This window comes from Nitratidesulfovibrio oxamicus (genome assembly GCF_015731765.1).
Lineage (GTDB): Bacteria > Desulfobacterota > Desulfovibrionia > Desulfovibrionales > Desulfovibrionaceae > Cupidesulfovibrio > Cupidesulfovibrio oxamicus.
This window is the reverse complement of the sequence record NZ_VRYY01000487.1, coordinates 1-1,729: the sequence shown is the minus strand read 5'-3', so window position 1 is coordinate 1,729 and position 1,729 is coordinate 1. Positions and strand designations below refer to the sequence as shown.

Here is a 1,729-nt window from a genome sequence, read left to right as displayed (position 1 = left end):
GGCGGCGGCGCGCAGGTCGTCGCCCACCATGGCGGCGGCGGGCCCCGCGCCGATCTGGTCGCGGATCAGGAGGTCCAGCGGGCCGGTGGCCAGCAGGTGGTCGTAGGTGATGGCCTGGCCGCTGCCCGTGCGCACGGTGCGTTTTGCCGGATCAACCGCCGTCACGGGGGTGTTCAGGCGCACCTTGTCGCCCAGACGCGCGGACAGCCGGGTGAAGATTTCTCCGGTGCCGCCGTGCAGCGGAAAGCGGAACAGGTTGTTGGGGCCCCAGCTCACGTTGTCCAGTTGCAGCACCAGGTTGCGCAGCACCATTTCAAGGTCGATGACGCTGACCCGCTCGCCGATCCACTGGTAGCTCATCAGTTCGGCGGGGGTGGCCCACACCTTGAAGTTGTAGGGCCGCATGAAATGTTTGGCGATGCCCGCGCCGAAGACGTATTCGAACCATTCCGCAAAGTTGGTGGGCGCCTGTTCGCGCCGGTTGCCGGGCAGCAGGGCCTGCACGCATTCCCACTGCATTTCCGGCGGCAGGTGGCGGATGTTGTTCTGGAAGGGGTAGGGCACCCAGCGCCCGGCGATGCGCACCCGCGCGATGCGCATGTGCTCCAGGTACTGGCCGTCCAGCAGGCTTTCCACCAGCTTGTCGAAGTAGGCGTAGTGCGAGAACACCACGTGCCCGCCGATGTCCCAGGTGAACCCCGCCGCATCGCGGAAGCTGGCGGCCAGCCCCCCGGCGTAGGGGTTGCGCTCCAGCACCAGCACGGAGTGTTCCCCAAGTTCCGCCAGCCGGTGGGCCGCGCCAAGGCCCGTGGGGCCTGCGCCGATGATCAGGTATTTTACGTGCATGCGGTGTCCTGTGGGTCGCGCGGTGTGTTCGCGTGGCAGCCGTATGCCCCAGTGCGGGGCGTGATGACCGTGGTGGGCCGGGGCGGCCTTGTTGAAGCAGGGCAAGCGACCGATCGGGTGTGTCCCGGTGATCGCGCTTGCCCGGTAATCGTGCCGTCCCGGTAATCGTGCCTGACGGCCCCGCTCCGGGCAAGCCTTGCCGTCAGGAACCCGTGTGTGCGCCCAGGGCCGCCAGCTTGCGCAGCAGGTCGCGTTCCAGCGCCTCGAACTCGCGGCGGCGCATGGCCAGCACCTCGGCGGCGTCGAACATGCCCGAAAGCTTGTACCGGTTGCCAAGGCCGTTGCCGAACTGCGCCGCCCCCATGCGCACGGCCTTGCCGCTGCGCTTCATGTGCCGCACGGGCAGAAAGCCGGTGTAGCAGGGCAGGCGTCCGGCACGGGCCCGGCGCAGGTCGTGCTCTAGGTCGTCGTACTGGGATGGCGACAGCGCAAGGGAAAACCCGCCGCGCTCCAGCAGTTCCGCGGTGCGGAACATGTGGCAGCAACCGGTTACCGAAATGCACGGTCGCAGGTAGTCGAAGCGCCCCATGTCCGTGACCTGGGCGTGCAGGTTGCTGACGGAAAAGGGTAGCGCATGGGCGCGGGCCGGGGAAAAGGCCACCTCCGGCGACAGGGTGTCGCGCTGCGGTTCGCCGGTGGTGTTGCCCGTATAGTTACCTGACGGGGGCGGGCTGTCGTCCGCAAAGGCGGCGAGGTGCGGCGGGGTGCCTTCCGGCGCGCGGAAGTGCGCGGTCAGGTGCAGGTCGGCGGACTGGACCATGTACGGGGCGTGCCAGTCCAGGGTGCGCCCGCCCCAGGCGGCGGCATCCGGCTGGTGGCGCAC

General features: G+C 68.8%; 1 protein-coding gene and 1 pseudogene. Both read right to left on the bottom strand.

Annotated elements, in window-relative coordinates:
* Positions 1–846 (bottom strand): protoporphyrinogen/coproporphyrinogen oxidase (locus FVW20_RS14400; RefSeq protein WP_196610161.1); only part of this gene is annotated, 846 nt, incomplete at its 3' end.
* Positions 847–1,048: 202 nt separating this feature from the next.
* Positions 1,049–1,729, bottom strand: a pseudogene (locus tag FVW20_RS14395) (glycosyltransferase family 2 protein); the annotation flags it as partial.